Source organism: Nocardiopsis alkaliphila YIM 80379 (assembly GCF_000341005.1).
GTDB lineage: Bacteria > Actinomycetota > Actinomycetes > Streptosporangiales > Streptosporangiaceae > Nocardiopsis > Nocardiopsis alkaliphila.
In genome coordinates this window covers 50,497-74,902 of sequence record NZ_ANBD01000001.1, presented here as the reverse complement: position 1 = coordinate 74,902, position 24,406 = coordinate 50,497, and the positions used below count along the sequence as shown (strand labels likewise).

General features: G+C 68.5%; 23 protein-coding genes. 12 read left to right on the top strand and 11 right to left on the bottom strand.

From position 1 onward, the window contains the following. Window positions 1-31: 31 nt before the first annotated feature. The 11 genes from araB (at window position 32) to mmsB (ending at window position 13,433) form a co-directional block, all read left to right on the top strand. Window positions 32-1,717 (top strand): ribulokinase, encoded by a 1,686-nt coding sequence (gene araB / locus D472_RS0100345; protein WP_033302790.1) that lies wholly within the window; start codon window positions 32-34, stop codon window positions 1,715-1,717. Next, window positions 1,714-2,424, top strand: a complete 711-nt coding sequence (locus D472_RS0100340) for an L-ribulose-5-phosphate 4-epimerase (RefSeq protein ID WP_017602510.1) — start codon at window positions 1,714-1,716, stop codon at window positions 2,422-2,424. The genes araB and D472_RS0100340 overlap by 4 nt, the downstream gene beginning before the upstream one ends. Before the next feature lie 9 nt (window positions 2,425-2,433). After that, on the top strand, window positions 2,434-3,870 hold the full coding sequence (locus D472_RS0100335) for an L-fucose/L-arabinose isomerase family protein (protein WP_026117237.1): 1,437 nt from the start codon (window positions 2,434-2,436) through the stop codon (window positions 3,868-3,870). A gap of 85 nt (window positions 3,871-3,955) precedes the next feature. Beyond that, window positions 3,956-5,290: an extracellular solute-binding protein gene (locus D472_RS0100330; protein ID WP_017602508.1), complete on the top strand. Its 1,335-nt coding sequence runs from the start codon at window positions 3,956-3,958 to the stop codon at window positions 5,288-5,290. 9 nt (window positions 5,291-5,299) lie between these two features. Further along, window positions 5,300-6,235, top strand: coding sequence for a carbohydrate ABC transporter permease (locus D472_RS0100325; RefSeq protein WP_017602507.1), 936 nt, complete (start codon window positions 5,300-5,302; stop codon window positions 6,233-6,235). A 1-nt stretch (window position 6,236) separates the two neighbouring features. Then, on the top strand, window positions 6,237-7,127 hold the full coding sequence (locus tag D472_RS0100320; protein ID WP_017602506.1) for a carbohydrate ABC transporter permease: 891 nt from the start codon (window positions 6,237-6,239) through the stop codon (window positions 7,125-7,127). A 25-nt stretch (window positions 7,128-7,152) separates the two neighbouring features. Further along, window positions 7,153-7,833, top strand: coding sequence for a family 43 glycosylhydrolase (locus tag D472_RS0100315; RefSeq protein WP_017602505.1), 681 nt, complete (start codon window positions 7,153-7,155; stop codon window positions 7,831-7,833). 66 nt (window positions 7,834-7,899) lie between these two features. After that, complete coding sequence (gene arfA / locus D472_RS0100310) at window positions 7,900-9,420, top strand: arabinosylfuranosidase ArfA (RefSeq protein ID WP_017602504.1); 1,521 nt, start codon at window positions 7,900-7,902, stop codon at window positions 9,418-9,420. 55 nt (window positions 9,421-9,475) lie between these two features. After that, window positions 9,476-10,567, top strand: coding sequence for a multiple monosaccharide ABC transporter substrate-binding protein (gene chvE / locus D472_RS0100305; RefSeq protein WP_017602503.1), 1,092 nt, complete (start codon window positions 9,476-9,478; stop codon window positions 10,565-10,567). Further along, the gene (locus tag D472_RS0100300) at window positions 10,564-12,141 is read left to right on the top strand and encodes a sugar ABC transporter ATP-binding protein (protein WP_017602502.1); all 1,578 of its coding nucleotides are present in this window, start codon (window positions 10,564-10,566) and stop codon (window positions 12,139-12,141) included. The genes chvE and D472_RS0100300 overlap by 4 nt, the downstream gene beginning before the upstream one ends. A 71-nt stretch (window positions 12,142-12,212) precedes the next feature. Further along, complete coding sequence (gene mmsB / locus D472_RS0100295; protein ID WP_017602501.1) at window positions 12,213-13,433, top strand: multiple monosaccharide ABC transporter permease; 1,221 nt, start codon at window positions 12,213-12,215, stop codon at window positions 13,431-13,433. Between the two features lie 117 nt (window positions 13,434-13,550). Here the strand turns inward: mmsB and D472_RS0100290 are convergent, their stop codons facing one another. Next, on the bottom strand, window positions 13,551-14,558 hold the full coding sequence (locus tag D472_RS0100290; RefSeq protein ID WP_017602500.1) for a substrate-binding domain-containing protein: 1,008 nt from the start codon (window positions 14,556-14,558) through the stop codon (window positions 13,551-13,553). A 338-nt stretch (window positions 14,559-14,896) separates the two neighbouring features. On the opposite strand from D472_RS0100290, the gene D472_RS0100285 reads away from it, so the two are divergent. Beyond that, on the top strand, window positions 14,897-15,205 hold the full coding sequence (locus tag D472_RS0100285) for a hypothetical protein (protein ID WP_152447853.1): 309 nt from the start codon (window positions 14,897-14,899) through the stop codon (window positions 15,203-15,205). 66 nt (window positions 15,206-15,271) lie between these two features. On the opposite strand, the gene D472_RS0100280 is transcribed toward D472_RS0100285, so the two are convergent. The 10 genes from D472_RS0100280 to D472_RS0100235 form a co-directional block, all read right to left on the bottom strand. Next, window positions 15,272-17,071 (bottom strand): LamG domain-containing protein, encoded by a 1,800-nt coding sequence (locus D472_RS0100280; RefSeq protein WP_017602498.1) that lies wholly within the window; start codon window positions 17,069-17,071, stop codon window positions 15,272-15,274. 516 nt (window positions 17,072-17,587) lie between these two features. Beyond that, complete coding sequence (paaI, locus tag D472_RS0100275; protein WP_017602497.1) at window positions 17,588-18,013, bottom strand: hydroxyphenylacetyl-CoA thioesterase PaaI; 426 nt, start codon at window positions 18,011-18,013, stop codon at window positions 17,588-17,590. Next, the gene (gene paaE / locus D472_RS0100270; RefSeq protein ID WP_017602496.1) at window positions 18,010-19,113 is read right to left on the bottom strand and encodes a 1,2-phenylacetyl-CoA epoxidase subunit PaaE; all 1,104 of its coding nucleotides are present in this window, start codon (window positions 19,111-19,113) and stop codon (window positions 18,010-18,012) included. The genes paaI and paaE overlap by 4 nt, the downstream gene beginning before the upstream one ends. Before the next feature lie 2 nt (window positions 19,114-19,115). Continuing rightward, window positions 19,116-19,652 (bottom strand): 1,2-phenylacetyl-CoA epoxidase subunit PaaD, encoded by a 537-nt coding sequence (gene paaD / locus D472_RS0100265; protein WP_017602495.1) that lies wholly within the window; start codon window positions 19,650-19,652, stop codon window positions 19,116-19,118. Next, window positions 19,646-20,524, bottom strand: coding sequence for a 1,2-phenylacetyl-CoA epoxidase subunit PaaC (paaC, locus tag D472_RS0100260; protein ID WP_017602494.1), 879 nt, complete (start codon window positions 20,522-20,524; stop codon window positions 19,646-19,648). The genes paaD and paaC overlap by 7 nt, the downstream gene beginning before the upstream one ends. 36 nt (window positions 20,525-20,560) lie before the next feature. Continuing rightward, complete coding sequence (paaB, locus tag D472_RS0100255) at window positions 20,561-20,872, bottom strand: 1,2-phenylacetyl-CoA epoxidase subunit PaaB (protein ID WP_017602493.1); 312 nt, start codon at window positions 20,870-20,872, stop codon at window positions 20,561-20,563. Continuing rightward, entirely contained in the window at window positions 20,869-21,840 is a 972-nt protein-coding gene (gene paaA / locus D472_RS0100250) for a 1,2-phenylacetyl-CoA epoxidase subunit PaaA (RefSeq protein WP_017602492.1), read from the bottom strand. Before paaA ends, paaB begins: the two co-directional genes overlap by 4 nt. A 138-nt stretch (window positions 21,841-21,978) precedes the next feature. Further along, window positions 21,979-22,770, bottom strand: coding sequence for an enoyl-CoA hydratase/isomerase family protein (locus D472_RS0100245; RefSeq protein WP_017602491.1), 792 nt, complete (start codon window positions 22,768-22,770; stop codon window positions 21,979-21,981). Beyond that, window positions 22,767-23,654 (bottom strand): 3-hydroxyacyl-CoA dehydrogenase family protein, encoded by an 888-nt coding sequence (locus tag D472_RS0100240; RefSeq protein WP_017602490.1) that lies wholly within the window; start codon window positions 23,652-23,654, stop codon window positions 22,767-22,769. The genes D472_RS0100245 and D472_RS0100240 overlap by 4 nt, the downstream gene beginning before the upstream one ends. Further along, window positions 23,651-24,394, bottom strand: coding sequence for an enoyl-CoA hydratase/isomerase family protein (locus tag D472_RS0100235; protein WP_033302806.1), 744 nt, complete (start codon window positions 24,392-24,394; stop codon window positions 23,651-23,653). Before D472_RS0100235 ends, D472_RS0100240 begins: the two co-directional genes overlap by 4 nt. Window positions 24,395-24,406: the final 12 nt, after the last annotated feature.

Genomic DNA, 24,406 nt, shown 5'->3' with positions numbered 1-24,406 from the left:
TGTTAGCGCCAACAAGCCTGATTCGAAGAACATGAGCCCCGATGCGGTAGTGGTGGGGATCGACTTCGGAACCTTGTCCGGACGCGCCGTCGTGGTCCGGGTCGACGATGGCACCGAACTGGGTTCGGCTCGGTACGTCTATCCCCACGGCGTCATCACCGACCATCTCCCCGGACGAAGCGAACCACTCGAACCCGAGACCGCCCTGCAACACCCCGAGGACTATCTGGGGGTCCTACGGAACGCCGTCCCCGCCGCCTTGCGCGCGGCCGGTGTGGACCCTGCCCAGGTCATCGGTGTCGGCACCGACTTCACCTCCTGCACCGTGCTGCCCACGACCTCCGATGGCACCCCGCTGTGTCTGCTTCCCGGATGGGAGGGCCGCCCGCACGCCTGGCCCAAGCTGTGGCGCCACCACGCCGCCCAACCCGAGGCCGACGAGATCAACGCTTTGGCCGCTCGTCGCGAGGAGTCCTGGCTACCCCGCTACGGCGGAAGGATCTCCTCCGAATGGCAGTTCGCCAAGGCCCTGCAGGTACTGCGCGACGATCCCCAGACCTACGACCGCACCGAGCGCTGGATCGAGGCCGCCGACTGGATCGTCTGGCGACTGTGCGGGCACGAGACCCGTAACGTGGCCACCGCCGGCTACAAGGGCATCCATCAGGACGGCGCCTGGCCCACCAAGGACTTCCTGGCCGCCCTGGATCCCCGCTTCACCGACTTCGTCGAGGACAAGCTCGACCACCCCCTGTCCCAACTGGGTGAGCGGGCCGGTGGGCTCACCGCCGAGGCCGCCGACTGGACCGGCCTGCCCGAGGGCGTCCCGGTGGCGATCGGCAACATCGACGCCCACGTCACCGCCGCCACCGCACAGACCACCGCGCCCGGGCGGATGCTCGCCATCATGGGAACCAGCACCTGCCACGTGATGAACTCCGAGGTCCTGGCCGAAGTACCGGGTATGTGCGGCATGGCCCTGGGCGGCGTCACTCCCGGCATGTGGGGCTACGAGGCGGGCCAGAGCGGTGTGGGCGACATCTTCGCCTGGTTCGTCGACACCCATGTGCCGCCCGCCTACCACCACGAGGCCACCGAACGCGGGATGTCCGTGCACGACCTGCTCTCCGACAAGGCCGCCGAGGCCGCCGTGGGCGAGCACGGCCTGGTGGCCCTGGACTGGCACAGCGGCAACCGCTCGGTGCTGGTCGACCACTCCTTGTCCGGAGTCCTGGTCGGGATGACCTTGGCCACCCGTCCCGAGGAGGTCTATCGAGCCCTGGTGGAGGCCACCGCCTTCGGCACTCGCACCATCATCGAGGCCTTCACCGAAGCGGGCGTACCGGTACACGACCTCACCATCGGCGGCGGCCTGGTGCGCAACCCCTTCGTCCTCCAGGTGTACGCGGACGTTCTCGACCGTCCCCTGCGCGTGGTGGACACCGAGCACAGCTGCGCGGTGGGGGCGGCGATCCACGCCGCCGTAGCGGCCGGAGCCTACCGCGACATCCACTCCGCGTCCGAGGCGATGGGCCGGGTCCGCGAGGCCACCGTCGACCCCGACCCTCGTCGGGTCGCCGCCTACGACCCCCTCTTCACGATCTACGGCGAACTCCACGACCATTTCGGCCGCGGCGGCAGCGACAGCCTGCGTCGGCTGCGCGCCCTGCGGGGCACCGCCCTCACCACCGACCCCGTTACCGAGGGGAAGCGATGAACTCGACGGACCAGACCCGAACGGACCCGCTCCAACGGCAGCCGGCACACCATCGCGACGAGGTGGACCGCCTGCGCCTGACCGTGTGCGAACTGCACGGGGAACTACTCCGATGGAACCTGGTCACCTGGACCAGCGGCAACGTCTCGGCCCGTGTCCCCGGCGCCGACCTGATGGTGATCAAGCCCAGCGGCGTCTCCTACGAGGACCTGCGCCCGGAGGACATGGTCGTGTGCGATCTGCACGGGCGGCTGGTGGAGGGACACCACAAACCCTCCAGCGACACCGACGCGCACGCCTACGTCTACCGGGCCCGCCCCGACGTCGGCGGGGTGGTGCACACCCACAGCCCCTACGCCACGGGCTGGGCCGCCCGGGGCGAGGCCGTCCCCTGCGCCATCACCGCGATGGCCGACGAGTTCGGCGGGGACATCCCGGTGGGCCCGTTCGCGCTCATCGGCGACGACTCCATCGGCAAGGGGATCGTCGCGACCCTGGAGGGCCACCGATCGCCGGCCGTCCTGATGCGCGGACACGGAGTGTTCACCATCGGCGCCACCGCGAAAGCCGCGGTCAAGGCCGCGGTGATGTGCGAAGACGTGGCCCGCACCGTCCACATAGCCCGCCAGGGCGGGCCCGTGGAACGCCTTCCCCAGGAAGAGGTCGACGCCCTCTACCACCGCTACCAGAACGCCTACGGACAGTAAGGAAGCGCCGTGCCCCTACCCACGCCCCCCGCGAGCGAGAACCCGGCGGTGCGCACCGGCCGTCCCCGGATCGGTCTGCTCGGCATCATGCAGCCGCTCTACGACGCCATGATCCCCGGTATCACCGAACACCAGGCCGCCTATGCCCAAAGGCTCGCCGAAGGACTCTCCGAGGTCGCCGAATGGACCGTCGCCCCACCGGTCCGGGGCCGCGAGGACGCCGAGCGGGCGATCCGCGGTTTCGAGGGCCAAGGCCTCGACGGGGTCCTCGTGGTCATGCTCACCTACGGCCCCTCCCTCCGCGTCACCCGTGCGCTGACCGAGACCCGACTGCCCGTGGCCCTGGCCAACACCCAGCCCGACCCGGCGGTGAGCGCCTCCTGGGACATGGACGACATGACCTACAACCAGGGCATCCACGGAGCCCAGGACACCGCGAACGCCCTCGTCCGCGCGGGGGTCGACTTCGACGTCATCACCGGTGACCGGCAGAGCCCGGACTTCGTCGAACGCGTGGACCGCTGGGCGCGGGCCGCCCACACCGTCAGTGCGTTGCGGCGGCTGCGCGTGGGCGTGTTCGGGTATCCGATGAACGGTATGGGCGACGCCCGGGTGGACGAGACTGCGCTGCTGCGCAGGCTCGGCCCCGAGGTGCACGTCATCGCCCCCGGAACCCTGCACCGCGCCATGGCCGACCTGCCCTCCCAGGCGGTGAGCGATCTCCTCGCCTGGGAGGACGACGTGTTCGACGTGGACGAGCGACTCTCCAAGGAGGAGCGCGAGGACCACGCCCGCATGCAACTGGGCATCGAACGGCTATTGGAGGAGTCCGGGTGCGGTGCCTACTCCACGCACTTCGACGCCATCGGTGAGGACGGCCGCTTCGCCCGCCTGCCCATGGCCGCGGCCTCCACCCTGATGGCTCAGGGGTACGGGTTCGCCGGTGAGGGCGACGTCCTGGCCTCATCGATCGTCTACGCGGGCCACCGGCTCGCCGGGGACGGGCACTTCACCGAGATGTACGCCATGGACTTTCCCAGCGACTCCATCCTGATGAGCCACATGGGCGAAGGTAACTGGCGTCTGGCCCGCCAGGACGAACCGGTACGGCTGATCAAACGCCCCCTGGGCATCGGTGGTCTGGCCGATCCGCCCACCATCCTGTTCCGCTACCGCCCGGGACCGGCGACCCTGGCCTCCCTGGTCGCCCTGGGTGGAGAACGGTTCCGCCTGGTGGTGGCCGAGGGCGAGGTCCTGGACTCCCCCGAACTTCCCGCGTTGGAGATGCCCTACGGACAGTTCCGGCCCTCCTCAGGGGTGCGGGGCTGCATGGACGCCTGGCTCCGCGCGGGCGGCACACACCACATGGTCATGAACTCCGGCCACATCGCCCAGGACTGGAAGGTCCTGTGCGAGTTGGTCGGCATCGAGTACGTCCCGGTCTGAGCGACCGGCACCCGCGCCCAGGCGCAACACCCCCAGAGGGGGCCGTGCAGGGCCCTCCTACCCCCCACAGCGCAAGGAGAACACCGTGCGCGACGCTTCTAACCGACCATCCCTCTCCCCTCCACCGCCCGCACACGGTGTCGAACGCAGGGCACTGCTCACCGCGGTGCTGACCACGGCCGCGGTCACCGCGGCCGGGTGCGGCACCTACGACCCCCTGGCCTCTGACCGCACCCGACTGCGTCAGTGGAACCTCTTCGGCGGGGGTGACGGTCTGCGGATGCTCCAGATGCACGAGGCCTACCAGGCGGAACACACCGACGTCGACTTCCGCGCCACCACCTTCGAGTGGGGAGCGCCCTTCTACACCAAGGTCGCCATGGGCGCGGCCGGAGGGCGCGGGGCCGACATCGCCACCGTCCACGTCTCCCGGCTGGAGAGTCTGGCCCCGGGGCGCCTATTGGACCCCATCGACCCGTCGGCCCTGGCCGAAGCCGGGATCGACGAGACCATGTTCCTGCCCAACATCTGGAAAGAGTGCTTCTTCGAGGGACGGCTCTACGCGATCCCGTTGGACACCCATCTGCTGGTGCAGTTCTACAACCTGGACGTGTGCCGGGAGGTCGGACTCTTGGACTCCCGCGACAGGCTCATACCACTCGACGGTAAGGACACCTACGTCGACGCCCTCCGCGAGATCAAGGCCGCCACCGGCGGTTTCGGGCTCTCTCTCGACACCTGGGGGCCCTGGTCCAACTTCTGGGCGCTGTACCGCCAACAGGACGGTGAGCTCGTCTTCGGCGAGGACGACTTCGAGATGGACGACGACAAGGCCCTGGCCGCCATGGAATTCCTCTACCGGCTCTCCGAGGAAGGCCTGTCCCCGCGGGTGTCCCAGGGCGCGGACACCTCCGCCAACCTGGCGAACGGCCGGTCAGGGCTGATGATCCACGGCAACTGGGAGATGACCACACTGGACGCCACGGATGTGTCCTTCTCCGTCACCCAGTTCCCCAACGTCTTCGGTAACCACCGGACCCGGGGCGACTCGCACTGCTACGTGTTCCCGCACCAGCGCGACCGCGACCCCGAACGGACCCGGGCGGCCCTGGACTACGCGGCGTGGATGCTGCGGCACAGCCTCTCCTGGTCCGAGGGCGCGGGCCACGTCCCCGCCTACCTTCCGGTCGCCGAAAGCCAGGAGTACGACCAGCTACACCCGCAGTCGGAGTACCGCGAGGCCGCCGAGAACGTCCAGTTCGAGCCCGAGGCCTGGTTCAGCGGCTCGGCCGGGCGTTTGCAGGACGAGGCCACCGGTCCGCTGACGGCGCTCCACCAGGGCACCCGGACACCCGAGGAAGCATTGCGACAGCTCAAACGGACCTTCCACGCCATGACCAACGCTCCGGCCCCGGTGTGAGAGGCGAACATGTCCGAGCGCACACACACCTCACGCGTTCAGGGGTCCGGCGCGGCCGGATCCGGGTTGGTGGACGTCCACCGCAGGCCCGCCACCTGGACGGGACTCTGGTACGTCCTGCCCTTCCTCGCCTTCTACCTGCTCTTCCTGGTCTGGCCCGCGATCGTGGGCCTGGGCTACACGTTCACCGACCGCAGCCTCGCCGGCGGCCCCGTCTCCTTCATCGGACTCGACAACTGGAACGAGACGTTCACCGACCGGGCGCTGTACGAGTCACTGTGGAACACCCTCGTGTTCACCGTGCTGAGCGTCCCGGTCATGGTGCTGCTCGCCCTGGGGTTGGCCCTGCTCACCGACCACGCCCGACGGCTGGGGTGGTTCCTGCGGTTTTCCTTCTTCGCGCCGTTCGTGCTGCCGGTGGCGGTCATGGCCCTCATGTGGGAGTGGATGTACAACCCCAGCCTGGGACTGTTCAACGGGATCCTGGGCCGGCTCGGGTTCGAGGGCTCCGAGTGGTTGTTCAGCGAGAACACCGCGATGGCATCGGTGGTCATCGCCACGGCGTGGTGGCAGGTCGGGTTCAACTACCTGCTGTACCTGGCCGCCATGCAGTCCATCCCCAAGGACGTGTACGAGGCCGCCGCGATCGACGGCGCGGGCGCCTGGCAGCGCATCGGCCGGATCACCCTGCCACTGCTCTTTCGCACCACGGTGCTGATCACCATCTTGCAATTGATCGGTTCGCTTCGCGTGTTCGAGCAGATCTACCTGATGACCGGGGGCGGCCCCAACTTCGCCACCCGCACCGTCATCCAGTACATCTACGACTCCGGTTTCGTCGGGCTGCGCATCGGCCTGGCCTCGTCCATGGCCTACGTGTTCATGGTCTTGATCATCATCGCCTCCGTGGCGCAGTTCCGTCTCTTCTCCCGGAAGGAGGCGTGACATGGCCACCACCACCGACCGTCCCGCACCGACCGCCGTCACCGAACGCCCCGGAGCCCTTCGGCGCGGGCCCCGACCGGACGTGGGACGGATCGCCCTCTACACGGTCGCCGTTCTGGCGGCCCTGCTGTGGCTACTTCCGCTGCTATGGTCGTTCGCGACCTCGATCAAACCCGAGGGCGAGACCACGATCACGCCCCCGACCTGGTTCACGGCCGACCCCACCTTCGACGCCTACGCACAGGTACTGGGCCGCGGGGACCTCATCCGGTGGACGTTCAACTCGTTCGTCACGACCTCGATCGTCACCGCCTTGACCCTCATCGTGTGCGTGCCGGCCGCCTACGGGTTCTCCCGCTTCGACTTCCGCGGCCGCCCGTGGCTGTTCGCACTGATCATCGGCGGCATCCTCATCCCGCCGCAGACCCTGATCGTTCCCCAGTTCATCCTGATGACCCAGTTGGGACTGGTGGACACCTACTGGGGGATCGCCCTGCCACAGGTGGTCGCGCCCGTGTTCGTGTTCATCCTCAAACGGTTCTTCGACGCCATTCCCTGTGACTACGAGGACGCCGCGAAGATCGACGGTGCCGGTTCCCTGAGAATCCTGTGGAACGTGATGCTGCCGTTGTCCCGCCCCATCCTGACCGCGGTCGGCATCTTCACCTTCATCGGCGCGTGGAACAACTTCCTGTGGCCGTTCCTCGTCACGACCGACCCCGACACGATGACCCTTCCCGTGGGAATGGGAACGGTGATGGGTGGCTACGGGATCCAGTACGCGCAGGTCATGGCCTCCGCCGTACTGGGAGCGCTTCCCCTTCTCGTCGTCTTCCTACTGTTCCAACGACACATCGTCACCGGTGTGGCCGGAGCCGGGATCAAGGGCTGAGAAGAAACTTCGAGGAGCTCAAACCATGCGAAGTCCCCTCCCCCGCACCCTGGCCTTCATCACCACCGTGACCAGGCTCGCCGCACTGAGCATCCATGTGCCCTCGACCGCGGCCACCACCGCGAGCGACGACCGGGACCGGCCACCCGACAATCCCGGTCCGCCACTGGCCGGATACCGACCCGACCACCCGCGCCCCTTCGCGGGCGGGCTCCGGGTCCACGACCCGGGCCTGTACCCCGGTGGTCAAGGCCAGGACTGGTACGCCTTCGGCACCGGCAACGCCGAGAGCGGCGACGGGACCATCCAGGTCCCTAGCCCGCCGGACGGAGAGCACTGGAGCTTCACGGGCACCGTCTGGGACACGATCCCTGGGTGGATCACCGAGTCCGTCCCCGGTGTGGAGGCCCTGTGGGCACCCGAGACCCACCACGCCAACGGCACCTATCACCTGTACTACGCGACCTCGATCTTCGGATCCAACCGTTCGGTCGTCGGCCTGGCCACCAACACCACGCTCGATCCCGAGGACCCCGGACACGCCTGGGTCGACCGAGGCCCGGTCGTGGAGCCCTTTCCCAGCAACGACTTCAACGCCACCGACCCGGCCGTGACCGCCGACACCGACCTGGGCCCGGACTTCGACTTGCGAATGACCATCCGAGAACTGCACTGGACCGACGACGGCCGGCCCTACGTCCGGTAGCGACCGTGGGAAGGACCAAGGGCCCGGTTCCCCACGGACCGGGCCCGCCACCAACCGAGGAGACCCATGCTCAACGCCTCTTTGCACGTCGACACCACCGAGTCGGTCGCCCCCGTCCACCGGCGCACGTTCGGCTCCTTCGTCGAGCACATGGGCCGTTGCGTGTACACCGGTATCTACGAACCCGGGCATCCCACCGCCGACGCCCAGGGGCTGCGCCAGGACGTGGCCGACCTCGTCCGCGAGCTCGGCGTCACCACCGTGCGTTACCCCGGGGGCAACTTCGTCTCCGGGTATCGCTGGGAGGACGGGGTCGGCCCTCGAGACCAGCGGCCGGTCCGCCGTGACCTGGCCTGGCACAGCATCGAGACCAACCGGTTCGGTCTCGACGAGTTCATGACCTGGTGCCAAGGACTCGACATCGAGCCGATGATGGCGGTCAACCTGGGCACCCGCGGCGTCCAGGAGGCCTTGGACCTGCTGGAGTACTGCAACCACCCGAGCGGAACCCACCTGTCCGACCAGCGGATCGCCAACGGCCATCCCGACCCCCACGGCATCCGTATGTGGTGCCTGGGCAACGAGATGGACGGCCCCTGGCAGATCGGCCACCTGGACGCCCGCGCCTACGGACGCAAGGCCGCACGGACGGCCCGCGCCATGAAGATGGCCGACCGCGACCTGGAACTGGTGGTATGCGGCAGTTCCGGCTCCACCATGCCCACCTTCGGTGCGTGGGAGGCCACCGTTTTGGAGGAGACCTACGACGCCGTCGACCACATCTCCCTGCACGCCTACTACGAGGAGCACGAGGGTGACCTGGGCTCCTTCCTGGCCAGCGCCACCGACATGGACGGTTTCATCGACTCGGTGGCCGCCACCGCCGACGCCGTGGGCGCCAAGCTGCGCGACCCCAAGCGCATCCAGCTGTCCTTCGACGAGTGGAACGTGTGGTACCTGAGCCGGCACCAGGCCGAGGCGGCCCTGCAACCCACCGACGACTGGCGGGTCGCGCCACGCGTCATCGAGGACCGGTACAACGTCGCCGACGCCGTCGTCGTCGGCAACCTCCTCATCAGCCTGCTCCGGCACAGTGACCGGGTCACCGCCGCGAGCCAGGCCCAACTCGCCAACGTCATCGCCCCGATCATGACCGAACCGGGCGGCGCGGCCTGGCGACAGACCATCTTCCACCCCTTCGCGCTGACCGCGCGCGCGGCCCGCGGCCAGGTGCTGCGCACCCATCTGAACGCTCCCACCTACGGCACCGAGCGCCACGGCACGGTGCCCGTGGCCGACGCGGTACTCACCCACTCCGAGGAGGACGGGGCCACCTCACTGTTCGTGGTCAACCGCTCCACCGACCAGGCGCTCACCTTCGACGCCGACCTGAACGCCCTGACCCCCACCGCGGTCACCAACGCCCAAACCCTCACCGACGACGATCCCTACGCCACCAACACCATGCGGGTCCCCGACCGGGTCGTCCCCCGACCCGCCAAGGACGTGCGCTTGGAGGGGGGACGGCTCACCGCGGTGCTGCCGCCCGTCTCCTGGTCCGTCATCACCCTGGCCACCCGCGGCTGAATCGACCCCCTCTCCCGCGAACGCACTCCCGTACCGATGAGAAAGAAGGACCCCGATGTCACGCCCACCACACGTACCCGCCACCGCCGCACTGATCGGCGCGGCACTGGTCCTGACCGCTTGCGGCGGGGTCGGCGACGCCGCCCGCCCCGACGGCGAGAACGGCGTCATCGGCATCGCCATGCCCACCCAGTCGTCGGAGCGCTGGATCAACGACGGCGCCAACATGGTCGCCGAGTTCACCGAACGCGGCTACGGCACCGACCTGCAGTACGCCGAGGACGTCGTCCAGGATCAGCTCTCCCAGATCGAGAACATGATCACCCGGGGCGTGGACGCCCTGGTCATCGCGTCCATCGACGGCGAGGCCCTGGGGGACGTCCTGGACATGGCCGCCGACAGCGACATCCCGGTGATCGCCTATGACCGGCTCATCATGGGCAGCGAGAACGTCGACTACTACGCCACCTTCGACAACTTCGAGGTCGGCGTCATCCAGGGTCGGTACATCGTCGACTCGCTGGACCTGGAGGACGAGGACGGCCCGTTCAACGTCGAGCTGTTCGGTGGCTCGCCCGACGACAACAACGCCTACTTCTTCAACGACGGCGCCATGTCGGTTCTCCAGCCCCACATCGACGATGGCACGTTGGAGGTCCTGAGCGGCCAGACCTCCATGGAGCAGATCGCCACCCCCCGCTGGGACGGCTCCATCGCGCAGTCCCGCATGGACAACCTGCTCAGCGCCAACTACTCCGACGAGGAGGTGCACGCGGTCCTGTCACCCTTCGATGGCATCAGCCTCGGAGTGATCGAGTCCCTGCGCGCGGTGGGTTACGGTACCGACGCCCGACCGCTGCCGATCATCACCGGCCAGGACGCCGACCTGTCCTCGGTCCGGTCGATCATCGCCGGGGAACAGACCCAGACCGTCTTCAAGGACACCCGGGCCTTGGCGGCCCAGACCGTCGACATGACCGAGGCGCTCCTGGACGGCCAGGAGGTTCCGGTCAACGACACCGAGACCTACGACAACGGGGTCAAGGTCGTGCCGTCCTTCCTCCTGGAGCCGGTGTCGGTGGACCTGGACAACTACCACGAGGTCCTGGTCGAGAGCGGCTACTACGAGGAGTCCGAGCTCGAATGAGCACCGCGCACACCATGCCCGCACCCCCTGGACCCCTATTGCGGATGCGTGACATCCGCAAGGAGTTCCCCGGGGTCCGGGCCCTGGATGGAGTCTGGCTGGACGTGGCACGGGGAAGCGTCCATGCCCTGATGGGCGAGAACGGGGCCGGCAAGTCCACGCTGATGAAGGTGCTGAGCGGCGTGCACCCGGCCGGTTCCTACACCGGTTCGGTGGAGGTGGACGGCGAGCCCCGGGCGTTCGCCGACGTGTCCGCCAGTGAGCGGGCCGGGATCGCCATCATCCACCAGGAACTCGCCCTCATCCCGCAATTGTCCATCAGTGAGAACGTCCTCCTGGGGCACGAGGAGTCCCGATTCGGCGTCATCGACTGGGGCGCCACCCACGCCCGGACGCGCGAACTGCTACGCCGGGTCGGCTTGGAGGAGAACCCCGCCACCGCCGTCTCAGAGCTGAGTATCGGTGCCCAACAGCTGGTGGAGATCGCCAAGGCGCTGGCCAAGGACGTGCGGCTGCTGATCCTGGACGAGCCGACCTCGGCGCTCAACGAAACCGAGAGCGACCGGTTGCTGGAGCTGCTGCTGGACCTGCGGGAGCAGGGTGTGGCGTGTGTGCTCATCTCGCACAAGCTCGGGGAGGTGATGCGGGTCAGTGACGAGGTCACCATCTTGCGCGATGGCCGCACGGTGGAGACCCTGACCGTGGAACGCGACGCGCGGGGCCGACCCTCGGTCGATGAGGACCGTGTCATCCGCGGGATGGTCGGGCGGGACCTGGACCAGCGCTACCCCGACCGCGAAGGCGACATCGGCCCGGTCCGCTTCGAAGTGCGCGACTGGACGGTGGACCACCCCACCCAGGCGGGCCGACGCGTGGTGGAGGGGATCGACCTCACTTTGAGGACCGGCGAGGTCGTGGGCCTGGCCGGCCTCATGGGCGCCGGGCGCACCGAGTTCGCGATGAGTCTGTTCGGGCGTTCCTACGGCCGCTACGTTCGAGGCTCCCTGCTGCGGCACGGTGAGGAACTGCGCGTGGTCGACGTCGCCGACGCCATCGCCGCCGGGGTCGCCTACGTGCCCGAGGACCGCAAGTCCCTGGGGCTGGTCCTGGACGACGACGTCCGCCGCAACACCACGCTGGCCGCGCTGGAGCGCGTCTCCGCCCGGGGCGTCATCGACCCAGGACTGGAAACGGTGGAGGCCCGGCGCATGAGCCAGGACATGCGGGTACGCAGCCACGGTGTGAACCAGACCGTGCGCACCCTCAGCGGCGGCAACCAGCAAAAGGTCGTGCTGGGCAAGTGGATGTTCACTCGCCCCGAACTCTTGATCCTGGACGAGCCCACCCGCGGCATCGACGTGGGCGCCAAGTACGAGATCTACCTGATCGTGCGCCGTTTGGCGGCCGAGGGCGCCTGCGTGCTGCTCATCTCCTCGGAACTACCGGAGATCCTCGGCATGTGCGATCGCGTCTACGCCATGTGCGAGGGGCGCGTCACCGGCCAGGTGGCCCGGGCCGAGGCCGACCAGGAGAAGTTGATGCGACTCATGACCCGGATCGGTGACCCGACGTGAAGCACCTGAAGCGAACCTCTCCGCGCTCCCGTCCAAGGGGCCTGTCGCGGGGCAACACCCGCCAATACGGCATGGCCATCGCCCTGGTGGCGATCATCGTCCTGTTCCAGGTCTTGACCGGCGGGCTGCTGCTCACCCCGCTCAACATCACCAACCTGATCATGCAGAACTCCTACATCCTGATCCTGGCGATCGGGATGATGCTGGTGATCATCACCGGTCACATCGACCTGTCGGTGGGATCGGTGGTGGCCTTCACCGGCGCGGTGTCGGCGATCATGCTCACCTCGTGGGGGCTTCCGACCCTCGTGGTGGTACCGGCCGCGCTGCTGCTGGGCGCACTGATCGGTGCCTGGCAGGGCTTTTGGATCGCCTACGTGGGCGTACCCGCGTTCATCGTCACCCTGGCCGGGATGCTCATCTTCCGCGGCGCCACCCTGGCGGTGCTGGGCGGGGAGTCCATCGCCCCACTGCCGCAGTCGCTACGGACCATCGCCAGCGGGTTCCTGCCCGGACAGACCGAGGGCCCGCACCCGCCCACCCTGGTCCTGGGCGCGCTCGGCGCCGCGGCGATCGTGTGGATCCAGTGGCGTTCCCGGATCCGGTCCCGGTCCCGTGGCCTTCCGGTGCCCCCGATGGCGGCCACCGTGGCGGGTTCGGTGGTGGTGGTCGTCGCGGTCATGGCGTTCACCTACTCGGTGGCCGCCCACAACGGTCTGCCCTTGGTGGGCCTGCTCCTGGTCACGCTCATCGCCGGTTACGCCTTCGTGATGCGTTCCACCACCATGGGGCGGCGCGTGTACGCGGTGGGCGGCAGTGAACGGGCCGCGGCGTTGTCGGGCATCCGCACCAAACGGGTCACGTTCTGGGTGTTCGTCAACATGGGGGTGCTCTCGGCCCTGGCCGGGCTCGTGTTCACCGCGCGGCTCAACGCCGCCACCCCCGGAGCGGGCACCATGTTCGAACTGGACGCCATCGCGGCGGCCTTCATCGGTGGGGCCTCCGCCGCCGGTGGAGTGGGCAGCGTGGTCGGTGCGGTCATCGGTGCCCTGGTCATGGGCGTGCTCAACAACGGCATGTCACTGATCGGTCTGGGTGTGGACTGGCAGCAACTCATCAAGGGCCTGGTGTTGCTGTTGGCGGTGGCCTTCGACATCTACAACAAGCGTCGCGTGGGCGGCACCGCCCCGATCCTGCCGGGACTGCGGTCGCGCCTATGGCCAGGTGGACCCGGCGGAGGTGGAGAGCCCGACCGGGTGTCTGAGGAGGGTTCCTTGGACCTGAACCGTTAGACGGAGTGATCCGGCCGGCCCGAGCCGAGGTCGGTCGGATCGCCCGGATCCGTCGATGCCCCTGGTTCCGAGCCTGAGTACACCCGCGCCGACGGGTCGCGATGCTGGGAGGTCCGGTCACCGGGTCGGGGAGCCTACGCTGTCGCGTTCGACGAGGGTGGGGGTGACGACCCGACGGGCGGTGCCGTTCTCCTCGCCGGAGATGCCCGAGAGCAACAGACTGAGTGCCTGGGCCGCCACGGTATCGAAGTCGGGCCGCACGGTGGTCAGGGGCGGGATGAAGTAGCCCGCCTCGGGAACGTCGTCGAACCCGACCACGCTCACGTCCCCGGGTACGGAACGACCGCGTTCGTACATCGCCCGCAGGATCCCCAGGGCGAGGTGGTCGTTGGCGGCGAACACCGCCGTCACCTCCGGCATCCGGGCGAGCATCAGGCCGGCCCGGTATCCCGAGGCGGCGCTCCAGTCCGCCGGGCTGACCGGCGGCGCCTCCGCACCCGCCTCCTCCAGGGTCCGCCGCCACCCCCGCATGCGGCCGGCGGCGTCGAACCAGTCCGCGGGACCGGACACGTGCCAGACCGTCTCGTGTCCGGCCTCCAACAGGTGCCGAACGGCCAGGCGGGCCCCCGCCTCCTGGTCCACGGTCACCAGGGCCGCTCCGGCACGTTCGGGGTCGCCGTCCACCGTCACCAGGGGCGTGTCGGTCGGCACCTCGGCCAGGGCCTCGTCGGCCGCCGCTGTCGGCGCTATCACCACGATGCCCGCGGCACGCTGTTCCCGGTGGTGTTCCACGGCGGCGGTGATGGAGTCCCGGTCCAGGACCTTGACCCGACGCACACTGACCACGAACCCCTGTGCGGCGGCGGCCAGTTCGAAGGCGGCCAGCAGCGACGAGGGGCCGAAAAGCGTAGAGTTCTGCGCCACCACCCCGATCAGCTGAGAGCGGCCCGTCGCCAAGGTCCGGGCCGCCCGGTTGGGGCGGTAGCCCAACTGGGCGATGGCGGCGCGGACCCGCAGCCGGGTCTCTTCCCGAACGTTGGGGTGACCGTTGAGCACACGGGAGACCGTCTGATGGGAGACTCCCGCGAGCCGGGCGACGTCCGTCATCGCGGGTTCGCGGTTCACCCGGACGGAAGATGAAGGGTGGTCCACCAAAACTCCTTGGCCGGCTGAGCCCGTCACTCGCCTCCTCGGGGCGGTGACCAGGCCATGTGATCGGTACGTTGGAAACCGTGGCGAAGATTTCCCCTTCGATCCTGCTCACGGAGAGTGATCAGGGTTCCACGCCTGGCCAATCGCTGGAAAACCCAGTGGGCGCTAACATACCCGACCCCCTTCAAGGCAAAGCTCCCCACGAACAAAGCAAAAGGGGTTGACTCACTTCATGTTAGCGCTAACGAATCGGGCCCATGACCCGCATCACCCCTCGCCGTCGAGGGGTCACGGTCGGCGAGGAGGACCCCATGGAGAAGTACGTTGCCGTCGTGATGGCGCTCGTGCCGGTGACGGTCCGCGGAGCCGGCGGCTCGACGGAGGACCGCCATCCACTCGCATCCGACCCGGTGGTCGACACGCACGGCATCACCGGCGCGTTTCCAGGAACGCGGGGCTTGGCCGATGTCGACTTCCAGCCCTTTCCGGCCGGGTGCATGCCCTCATGGGTGAGGGCGGGTGGGTCCACCCTGATCAGGGCCCTCGCCGCCCCGCCTCGGGCAGGATTCGCCTGGGGTGGCTCGGGGCCCTCCACTCCGGGGGTCCACCGGAAGAAGTAGGGTGCCGCCGGCTCCGTTACCACGACCGGCGGTACCCCACGTGGCCTATTTCCTTCAGACTTTTGATCAGTGCCGGCTGGGAGCGAAGAAACCCATCTGGACATGGGAGAGCGCTCTGTCGCTCAAGACCCCCTGATAGGCGTGCACGTCGTCGATGTCGCCAGGCCAGTGATCGGTGTTGGAACCACCGCTCTGGGCACTACCGACCCGGAGCGAACCATTGGCGTGCCAAGCATGTTCCACCGCCACTCGGGACGCCTCGACGCCGTCGACATAAAGCACCGACTCACCGCCGGTGTGGTCGTAGACACCCACCAGATGGGTCCACTCTCCCGGCTGGGCGTTCCAGGGGGAGGTGGCCTGGGTCCATCCGCTCTCGTCCGAGATGACCGCGTCGTCGTGTGGGGCCATCTTGAACACCCATGCGTCCATGGACCCTTGATAGCCCAGCTGGAAACCGCTCTGGTGCGTGCCGGCCTGGCTGACGGCGGTGGCATCGATGCCCTGGCCCGCCTCGTCCAAACGCACCCAGGCCGCGACACTGAAGCCGCGGTCCGTACGCAGGGCGGGGCCGGATGCTTCGACGTACTCCTGGTCACCGTTCAGTCGCATCGCGGGAGAGAAGGTGATGTCGTTCTCGGCGACGTTCCAAACGGCGAGTGGATCGCCGTACAGGACGGCGTCGAGTCCGTGGTCGGTGGCGTCGGCCACGGTCGTGCCGTCCCACTCGTCGAGCATCCACCGGCCTTCGGCCGCGATCGGACCGTTGGCCAGCCGCCACACCTCCGAATCGGTCTCGGAGGCGGACACGATCTCGTCCAGGACCAAGCGGTCCCAGACCCGAACGTCGTCGATGGCTCCAGGCCAATGGTGCTCGCCCGCACCTTGGGACGGGGCATGCCCGATGGCGAGTGGCCCCTGGGCGTTCCAGGCCTCCGGATGAGCGGCGGTTCCCTGTTCGAGGCCGTCGACGTAGAGGGTGATCTCACCGGTCCGGTCGTCGTGGGTGCCCAGCAGGTGAGTCCACACGCCGACTTCGGCGGGAGTCGTGGACGCGGCCACCGTCCACTCCCGAGGGACGTGCGGCGCCCCCTCTTCGGGGGACATCCTGAACACCCATTGGTCGGTCTCACCCTGGTAGCCGAGATGGAAGGCGCTCTGCGCGGTTCCCTCTTGGGCGACGGCGATGTGATCGGCGTGGGCGTGGTCCAGCTTCACCCAGGTGGAGACCGAGAAGGAACCCGAGGTATCCAGGGTGGAGTGATCGGCCGTGATCTCACCGTCGGTCGGACCGTCGATGTGGATGGCTGTGCCTTCCAAACGCGGGAAGGGGTTGGTATCAGGGCTCTCGTTGGCCCCGACACGCCCGCGAACCCATTCCGCGTCTTCGGGCAGGGTGAGCCCCTGACCGGGGTTGACGGAATCGGCCGCACGGTTCCCCTGACCTTCGTCGAAGGGGAAGTGGGCCACCGGGTCACTGGGCGGGGCTACCAGGAAGGAGTAGACGAGCACACAGGAGGAGGACCCACCGGAGACGTCCACCGTACGCGCGTAGATGTTATTGGGGCCCGCGTGGCGCGGGGTGAGGGTCACCGTCACCGACCCACCCGGTTCTTCGGGCACGGCCTCATGGACGCAGGTGCCATCGTTAAGGCCGTAGAAGTAACTCTGAACGTCCTCGGCCCCATGACTGGAGAAGGTGAAGTCGCCGGGCCGGCCAGGAGATCCGTGAAATCCGTTCCCGGTGGGATAGTCGGCGGAAGTGACCTCCACCCCTTCTTCGGCGAGGGCCGGCGTGGGCAGGGTGGGCAGTATGAACACGAGTGCCGCAAGGGCGATGGCGCGCATCCGAGCACGACGGGACATGGCAGGATCTCCAACCCAGGGTGAGGGATCACCTGGTGGAATCCGCACCGTCGGGGCACGGCCGGTGGTTGCCCTGGGATGGACGCAAATTATCAGGTATCGGGAAACATTAGATGAGTGCCCCACATCACATCGAAATGCGCACGTGGGCTACGACCTGGGGAAAATCTCCCGGAGAAGCCTTCTGGCAATGATGGCCTCATATGGCCATGTTTCCTACGTTTAGCGACCCACCACCCACCACCAGCGGGAACATGCGAACCTGCGTTGAAGGCACTCCCCGATCCCTCGCCCTCCCGACGGCTGCGCGTTCGCCGACCCGGTCGGCTCTCGGCCGCTGCCGACCAGGGACAGGAGAACCGGTTGGGAGCCCCGGCCGAGACTTCGTACACGGCGGATAGGGCCGGCACGAAAGGACGGAGGGGAAACGGACTCGACAATCGCCCACGGGCGGTAACACCCATCACCACGGTGGTACCGCCCACCGAAGACCACGACACGACGCCACCAGCGCCCCTACCCCCGTCGGGGCAGGGTACGGCTACGTCCCCGGAACTCGGCGATGACGTCCTCGCCCCGGCGCACGGTGACGTCGTAGAGGCCGCTGCGTCCGAAGAGCAGCCGCTCCTGGGCGGTGGCCACCAGGACATCGCCCTCATGGGCCGGCGCCACGAACGTGATGTCGGCTCCGGAGGCCACGGTCACCTCACCGCCGTCCACGTTGCACGCGCAAGCGAAGGCGGTGTCGGCCAGGGTGAACATGAACCCACCGTGGGCGATGTTGTGGCCGTTGACCATGAGCGGCCCCACCACCATCTCCACCACCGCGCGTCCCTCGGTGGCCTCCAACAGGCGCATGCCCAGGTTCTTGGAGGCCCGGTCGGCCTCGAACATCCGCCACGCGGTCTCGTTGCGCTTCTCGGGCGCCCTGTCCCCGCTCACGAGTCGAAGTCCACGGTCACGGTGTCGGTGATGGGCAGCGACTGGCAGGCCAGCGCGTACCCGGCGTCGACCTCGGCGGGGGTGAGCGCGTAGTTGCGCACCATCTCGACCTCACCACCGCACACCTTGACACGACAGGTCCCGCACACCCCGCCCTTGCAGGCGAAGGGCAGGTCCGGGCGGTAGCGCTGAGCCGAGTCCAGCACCGGTACCCCTCGGGGCAGGGTCAGTTCGGTGGTGCGACCGTCCAGGACCACGGTGACCTCGCTGGCCGGGCCCTCCACCTCGGGGTCGGCGTGGCGCGCCTGCGGCGGCGGCTCGGCCCCTTCGACGAAGAACAACTCCTGGTGGACCCGGTCCCCGGCCACCCCATGCTCGGACAGCACCTTCTGGGCGTCGGTGACCATCTCGTAGGGGCCGCACAACCACCAATGGTCGACCGCGTCGGCGGCGATGATGGTGGACAGCAGGGCTTTCAGTTTGGCCCCGTCCAGGCGGCCGGTGAACAACTCCGCCTCGCGCGGCTCCCGCGAGAGTACGTGCACCAACTCCAGACGCGGTCCGAAGACGTCCTTGAGGTCGGCCAATTCGTCGGCGAACATCACCGTGTCGCTGCGGCGGTTGCCGTAGAGCAGGGTGACGTGGGAGTCGGTGCGACGCAGCAACGAGGCCGCCATGGACAACACCGGGGTGATGCCCGAACCCGCGGCGACGAGCACGTGGCGGGCGGATACGGTCAGGTCGGGGCTGAACCGACCCGTCGGCACGCCCACCTCGACCTCGTCACCCGGCGCCACCTCGCGAACCAGCCAGGTGGAGAACAGGCCATCGGCGACCAGGCGTACGCCCACGCGGGGCGCCTCACCGACCGCCGAACAGATGGAGTAGCTGCGCCGCTCCTCCACACCGTCGATCTCACGGCGCAGGGTCAGCGACTGCCCCGGGGCGAACGCGAACTCCTCGGCCAAGTGGTCGGGGACGTCGAAGGTGACGGCGACGGCGTCCTCGCACAGGCGCTCGACGGCGGACACGCGCAGCCGGTGGAACGCCGCCCGGCCACGCGCGGTGACGGAGCCGGTCTCGGTGACGGGTGTGGTCACGGTCAGATCTCCTTGACGTGCTCGAACGGTTCGAGGCAGGACCGGCAGCGGTGCAAAGACTTGCAGGAGGTCGCGCCGAACCGGGACAGTTCCTCGGTGTCGGCCGCCCCGCACAGCGGACAGCGCGGGATGGTCCGGGTGGGCAGCAGGGTCAGGGGGACGGGCCCGGAGGGCCGCACGGGCGCGTCACCGGGCGGTGAGATGCCGTTCTCGGTGAGTTTGCGTCGCCCCTCCTCGGTGATCCAGTCGGTGGTCCAGGGCGGAGAGAGCGCGGTGCGCACCCGAACGTGCTCGAACCCGGCCGCGCGCACCGCCGAGTCCACGTCCACACGCATCTCGGCCAAAGCCGGGCAGCCCGAGTAGGTGGGGGTGATCCACACCTGGGCGGTACCGTCCTGGCCGATCTCGACCTCGCGCAGGATGCCCAGGTCGGCCAAGGTCAACATCGGAAGTTCGGGGTCGGTGACCGCGGCGGCCGCCTCCCACGCCCGTTCGCGGGCGCGTTCGCGAGCCTCCGTGTCCGAAGCCGTGGCTACCATGTCGCCTCCGGGTGCTCTCGGGCCACCTTCTGGAGTTCATCCAGCAGGGGGGCCAGTTCGTCGGTGTGCCGGCCCCGGCGTCCGGCGACCTCCCCGGCGGGGAAGGGTGCGGGGGCGGCCAGGGTCGCACCGGTCAGGACCTGGGTGAGGACCTCGTGGACCTCCTCGCGCACCGTGACCGGGTCCACGCCCACCCCCTGAGCCGCCAGGGCGGCCTCCACCGGGTGGGTGGCGAAGAGTTCGCCGGTCAGCGGCCACACCTGGGCGAGGGCCTGGACCATGCGTTCGTGCGAGTAGTCGGTGCCGTCCCCCAGGCGAAGCGCCCAGGAGACCGCGTACTCACGGTGGTAGGCCAGCTCGTTGACGCCCTTGGCGGCGATGGCGGCCAGCACCGGGTCCTTGCTGTGGGCCAAGCGGGTGAACAGGGCCAGCCGCCAGGTGGAGAGCACGAGCAGCGTGACCACACATCGGGCGAAGTCTCCGCGTGGAGCCTCGGCCAGATGCACGTTGTGGAACTCGGCGGGGTCGCGGTGGTAGGCGAAGGCGTCCTCGTCGCGCCCGGTGCCATCGGCCTGACCGGCTCGGGCCAACAGCAAACGGGCCTGACCCAGCAGGTCCAGGGCGATGTTGGCCAGGGCCACCTCCTCCTCCAGTTCGGGAGCGTCGGTCACCCAGTGGACGAGACGCTGCGCCTGGATGAGGGCGTCGTCGCCGAGCATCTGGCAGTAGGTCGCCAGTTCCTGGCCCCGAACCCCTGGAGGAAGGGTGGTGTCCACGCCCGCGAGCGCCTCGGTGAAGCCGGTGCCGAAGGCCCAGCGAGCGTCACTGTCGTGTTCTGCGGTCAGGCCGGTGAAGATGTTGTCGCCACTCATGTCGTTCCTTTGAAGCCTCGTTCGTCCCCGTCCGCCCTAGATGTGTGGGACATCCTCGGGAATCGGATAGAAGGTCGGGTGGCGGTAGACCTTGTCACCGCTGGGCTCGAAGTAGGGGTCCTTCTCGTCCGGGCTGGAAGCGGTGACGTTCTCGGCGAGCACGACCCAGATGCTCACGCCCTCGTTGCGGCGGGTGTAGAGGTTGCGGGCGTTGTGCAGGGCCATCTGGGCGTCGGGGGCGTGCAGCGAGCCCACGTGCACGTGGTTCAGACCGCGCTTGCCACGCACGAAGACCTCGTACAAGGGCCACTCGGGGCGGGCGGGACCGGTTCCATTGGTGTTGCTCATACCGCGACCTCCCGGGCGCTGTGCTTGTTCGCGTAGGCGATGGCGGCCTGACGGACCCAGGCACCGTTCTCATGGGCGGCGCGGCGCCGGGCCACACGTTCGGCGTTCTTGGGGCCGTTGCCCGAGATGACCTGCTTGAATTCGTCCCAGTCCGGTTCACCGAAGTCGTAGTGGCCGCGTTCTTGGTTCCAGACCAGTTCGGGGTCGGGCAGGGTGACACCCAACTTCTCGGCCTGGGGGACGGTCATGTCGATGAACTTCTGACGAAGGTCGTCGTTGGTGTCGATCTTGATGCCCCACTCCAGGGACTGCCTGGTGTTGGGCGAATCGGCGTCGGGCGGGCCGAGCATCATCAGGGACGGCCACCACCAGCGATCGACGGCGTCCTGCACCATCGCGCGCTGTTCCTCGGTGCCCTCCATCATGCGCATGAGGAGTTCGTAGCCCTGCCGCTGGTGGAAGGACTCCTCCTTGCAGATGCGCACCATGGCGCGGGCGTAGGGGCCGAAGGAGGTGCGGCACAGCGGAACCTGGTTGCAGATCGCGGCGCCGTCGACCAACCAGCCGATCACGCCGACGTCGGCGTAGCTCAGCGAGGGGTAGTTGAAGATCGAAGAGTACTTCTGACGCCCTTCGATCAGACGCTCGGTCAGGTCGGCCCGGTCCACCCCGAGGGTCTCGGCGGCCGCGTACAGGTACAGGCCGTGTCCCGCCTCGTCCTGGACCTTGGCCAACAGGATGGCCTTGCGACGCAGGCTGGGCGCGCTCGCGATCCAGTCACCCTCCGGTTGCATTCCGATGATCTCCGAGTGCGCGTGCTGGGAGACCTGCCGGATGAGGGTCCTGCGGTAGGCCTCGGGCATCCAGTCACGCGGTTCGATGCGCTGCTTGGCCGCGATCTTGGCGTCGAAGTCCGCCTGAAGAGCCTCGTCGGCGCCGGAGGGCGCCTCCTGGGCCGTGGTCGACATGTTCCATCCCCATTCATAACCGAACGTTCGGTCAGTAATTAGTATCGCCGGAATCACCTGCTCAGCGCAAGCCCTCGTTCGTGCCGGACCTTCGTTTCGGGGCACGCGCCGCACATCCGACGCGCACCCCGTACGAGGTCACCTACCGGTGAAGGTGGGTTTCCTCTTCTCGAGGAAGGCCTTGACCGCGCCCACGTGATCGGCGGTCGCCCCCAGCTGGTTCTGCAGGTCCGCCTCCTCCTCCAGCAGTTCGGCCATCTCGCGGCCGCCCTCGGCCGCCGCACGCACCTCACGCTTGGCCGCCACGTAGGCGGCGGTGGGCCCCGAGGCCAACCGCAGGGCGATCTCCCGGGCACGCGTCCGCCAGTCCCGATCGTCCACCACTTCGGTGATCAGTCCCAACTCCAGCGCCCGTTCCGCGCCCAGCATGGTGCCCAGCAGCATCAGCTCCATCGCTCGGGCCTGTCCCAGCGAGTTCACCAGTCGCATCGCCAACCCCGAGTCCGAGGCCAGACCGATCCCGGTGAAGGCGGTACCGAACTTGGCGCGACGCGCGGCCACCCGCACGTCTGCGGCCAGGGCGAACCCCAGGCCGGCGCCCACACAAGCCCCGCCGATACCCACCACGACCGGCACCTGGATCCGCTCCAGGCCCTGAACGATAGGGTTGTAGTGCTCGCGTACGGTGTCCAACGCCCCGGCTCCAGAGGTCTCCTCCAGGCTTTTGGCGTGCTCGGCCAGATCCTGGCCCACACAGAACGCCTTGTCCGATCCCAGGAAGAGCACGGCACGCGCGGTGGTGGACTCGGCCGCCCGGTTCACCGCCTCCAGCAACTCCTCCTTGACCCGCACGGTCAGCGCCGGATGGTTCAGTCGGATGGTGGCCAGCCCGTCGGCCTCCTCGAACTGTGCGGCCTTGTCCTCACTCACGCCTTGCCTCCTTCATCCCAGGTGTGGAAACCCTCGCCACTCTTACGGCCGAGCCTGCCCTGGGCGACCATACGGCGCAACAGCTCCGGCGGCGAGAACCGGTCTCCCAATTCGGAGGCCAGGTGCTCGGCGATGGCCAATCGCACATCCAACCCGACGAGGTCGGTGAGCCTGAGCGGCCCCATGGGGTGGCGGTAACCCAGTTCCATGGCGGTGTCGATGTCGGCGGGCGAGGCCACGCCCTCCTCGACCATGCGGATGGCCTCCAACCCCAACATGACGCCCAGGCGGCTGGTGGCGAACCCGGGGGCGTCGCGCACCACGATCTCGGTCTTGCCCAGGGCCGCCGCCCAACCGCGCACCGACTCCAGTACCCCGGGGTCGGTCTCGGGGGCGGTGACGATCTCCACCAACTTGGAGGCCGGAACCGGATTGAAGAAGTGCGTGCCCACAAAGCGGCTCGGGTGCTTGAGCGTGGCGGCCAGTTCGGTGACCGAGAGCGAGCTGGTGTTGGAGGCCAACACCGCTTCCTTTCCCACCGCGGCCTCGGCCGCGGTGAGCACCGCGATCTTCAGTTCGGGCTTCTCGGGCACGGCCTCGATGACGGCCCCCGCCTCGATGGGAATGTCGGCGACGTCGGTGACCGTGTCCAAGCGGGCCAGGTAGGTCTTGGGTTCGGCGTCGATCTTGCCGCGCTCACGCGCCTTGTCCAGACCGGCCGCGACCCGACCCCGACCCGCCTCGGCGGCCTCGGCGGTGGCCTCCACCAGCACCACGCGCGCGCCGGCCATGAGGAACTGCTGGACGATGCCGGCGCCCATGGTGCCGCCACCGATGACGGCCACGGTTTCGGGCACGCCCTGCGGGGTGATCTCCAAGGTCAACGCTTCTTCCTCTCCAGGAAACGGGTCATGCGTTCGTGCTTGTCGGCGCTTTCGAACAGCACCGCCTGGGTCAGATCGTCGGCCAACGGGTGCACCCCGTCCGCGTCCAGGACCATCTTGGTCATGCGCAGGGCCATCGGCGAGGAGGCCGCCATGCGGTCGAGCAGGGCGTGGGCGCTCTGGCGCAGCTCCTCCGACGACACGATCCGGGCGACGAGTCCGTGGCGCAGCGCGGTTTCGGCGTCCAGGCGGAAACCGCCCAGCAGCACCTGTTTGGCCACCGAGGCGCCCACCAGTTCCTTGAGCCGCCAGCACGCCCCGGCTCCGGCGATGATGCCCAGGCCCGGTTCGGGTTGAGCGAAGACCGCGGTGGGGGTGGCGATGCGGATGTCGCAGGCGTAGGACAGTTCGGCTCCCCCGCCCAACGCCCAGCCGTCGACCGCGGCCACGGTGGGCGCCGGTAGGCGGTGCAGTCGTTCGAACAGGCGACTGTTGATCCCGGCCAGTGCCTCCTCACGGCCCCGTTCGCGCAATTCGAAGATGTCGGCGCCACCCGCGAAAACCGTTCCGTGCCCGGTCAACAACAAGGGCCTGGGGTCGTCCTCCAGCTCGGCGCACACCCGGTGCAGTTCGGCGATCATCCGCCCGTTGATGGCGTTGCGGGCCTCGGGGCGGTACAGCTCGACCACCGTCCGGTCCTCGCGCCGTTCCACCCGCAGGGTCTGGAATTCCTCGTTCACGGTGCCCTCGTC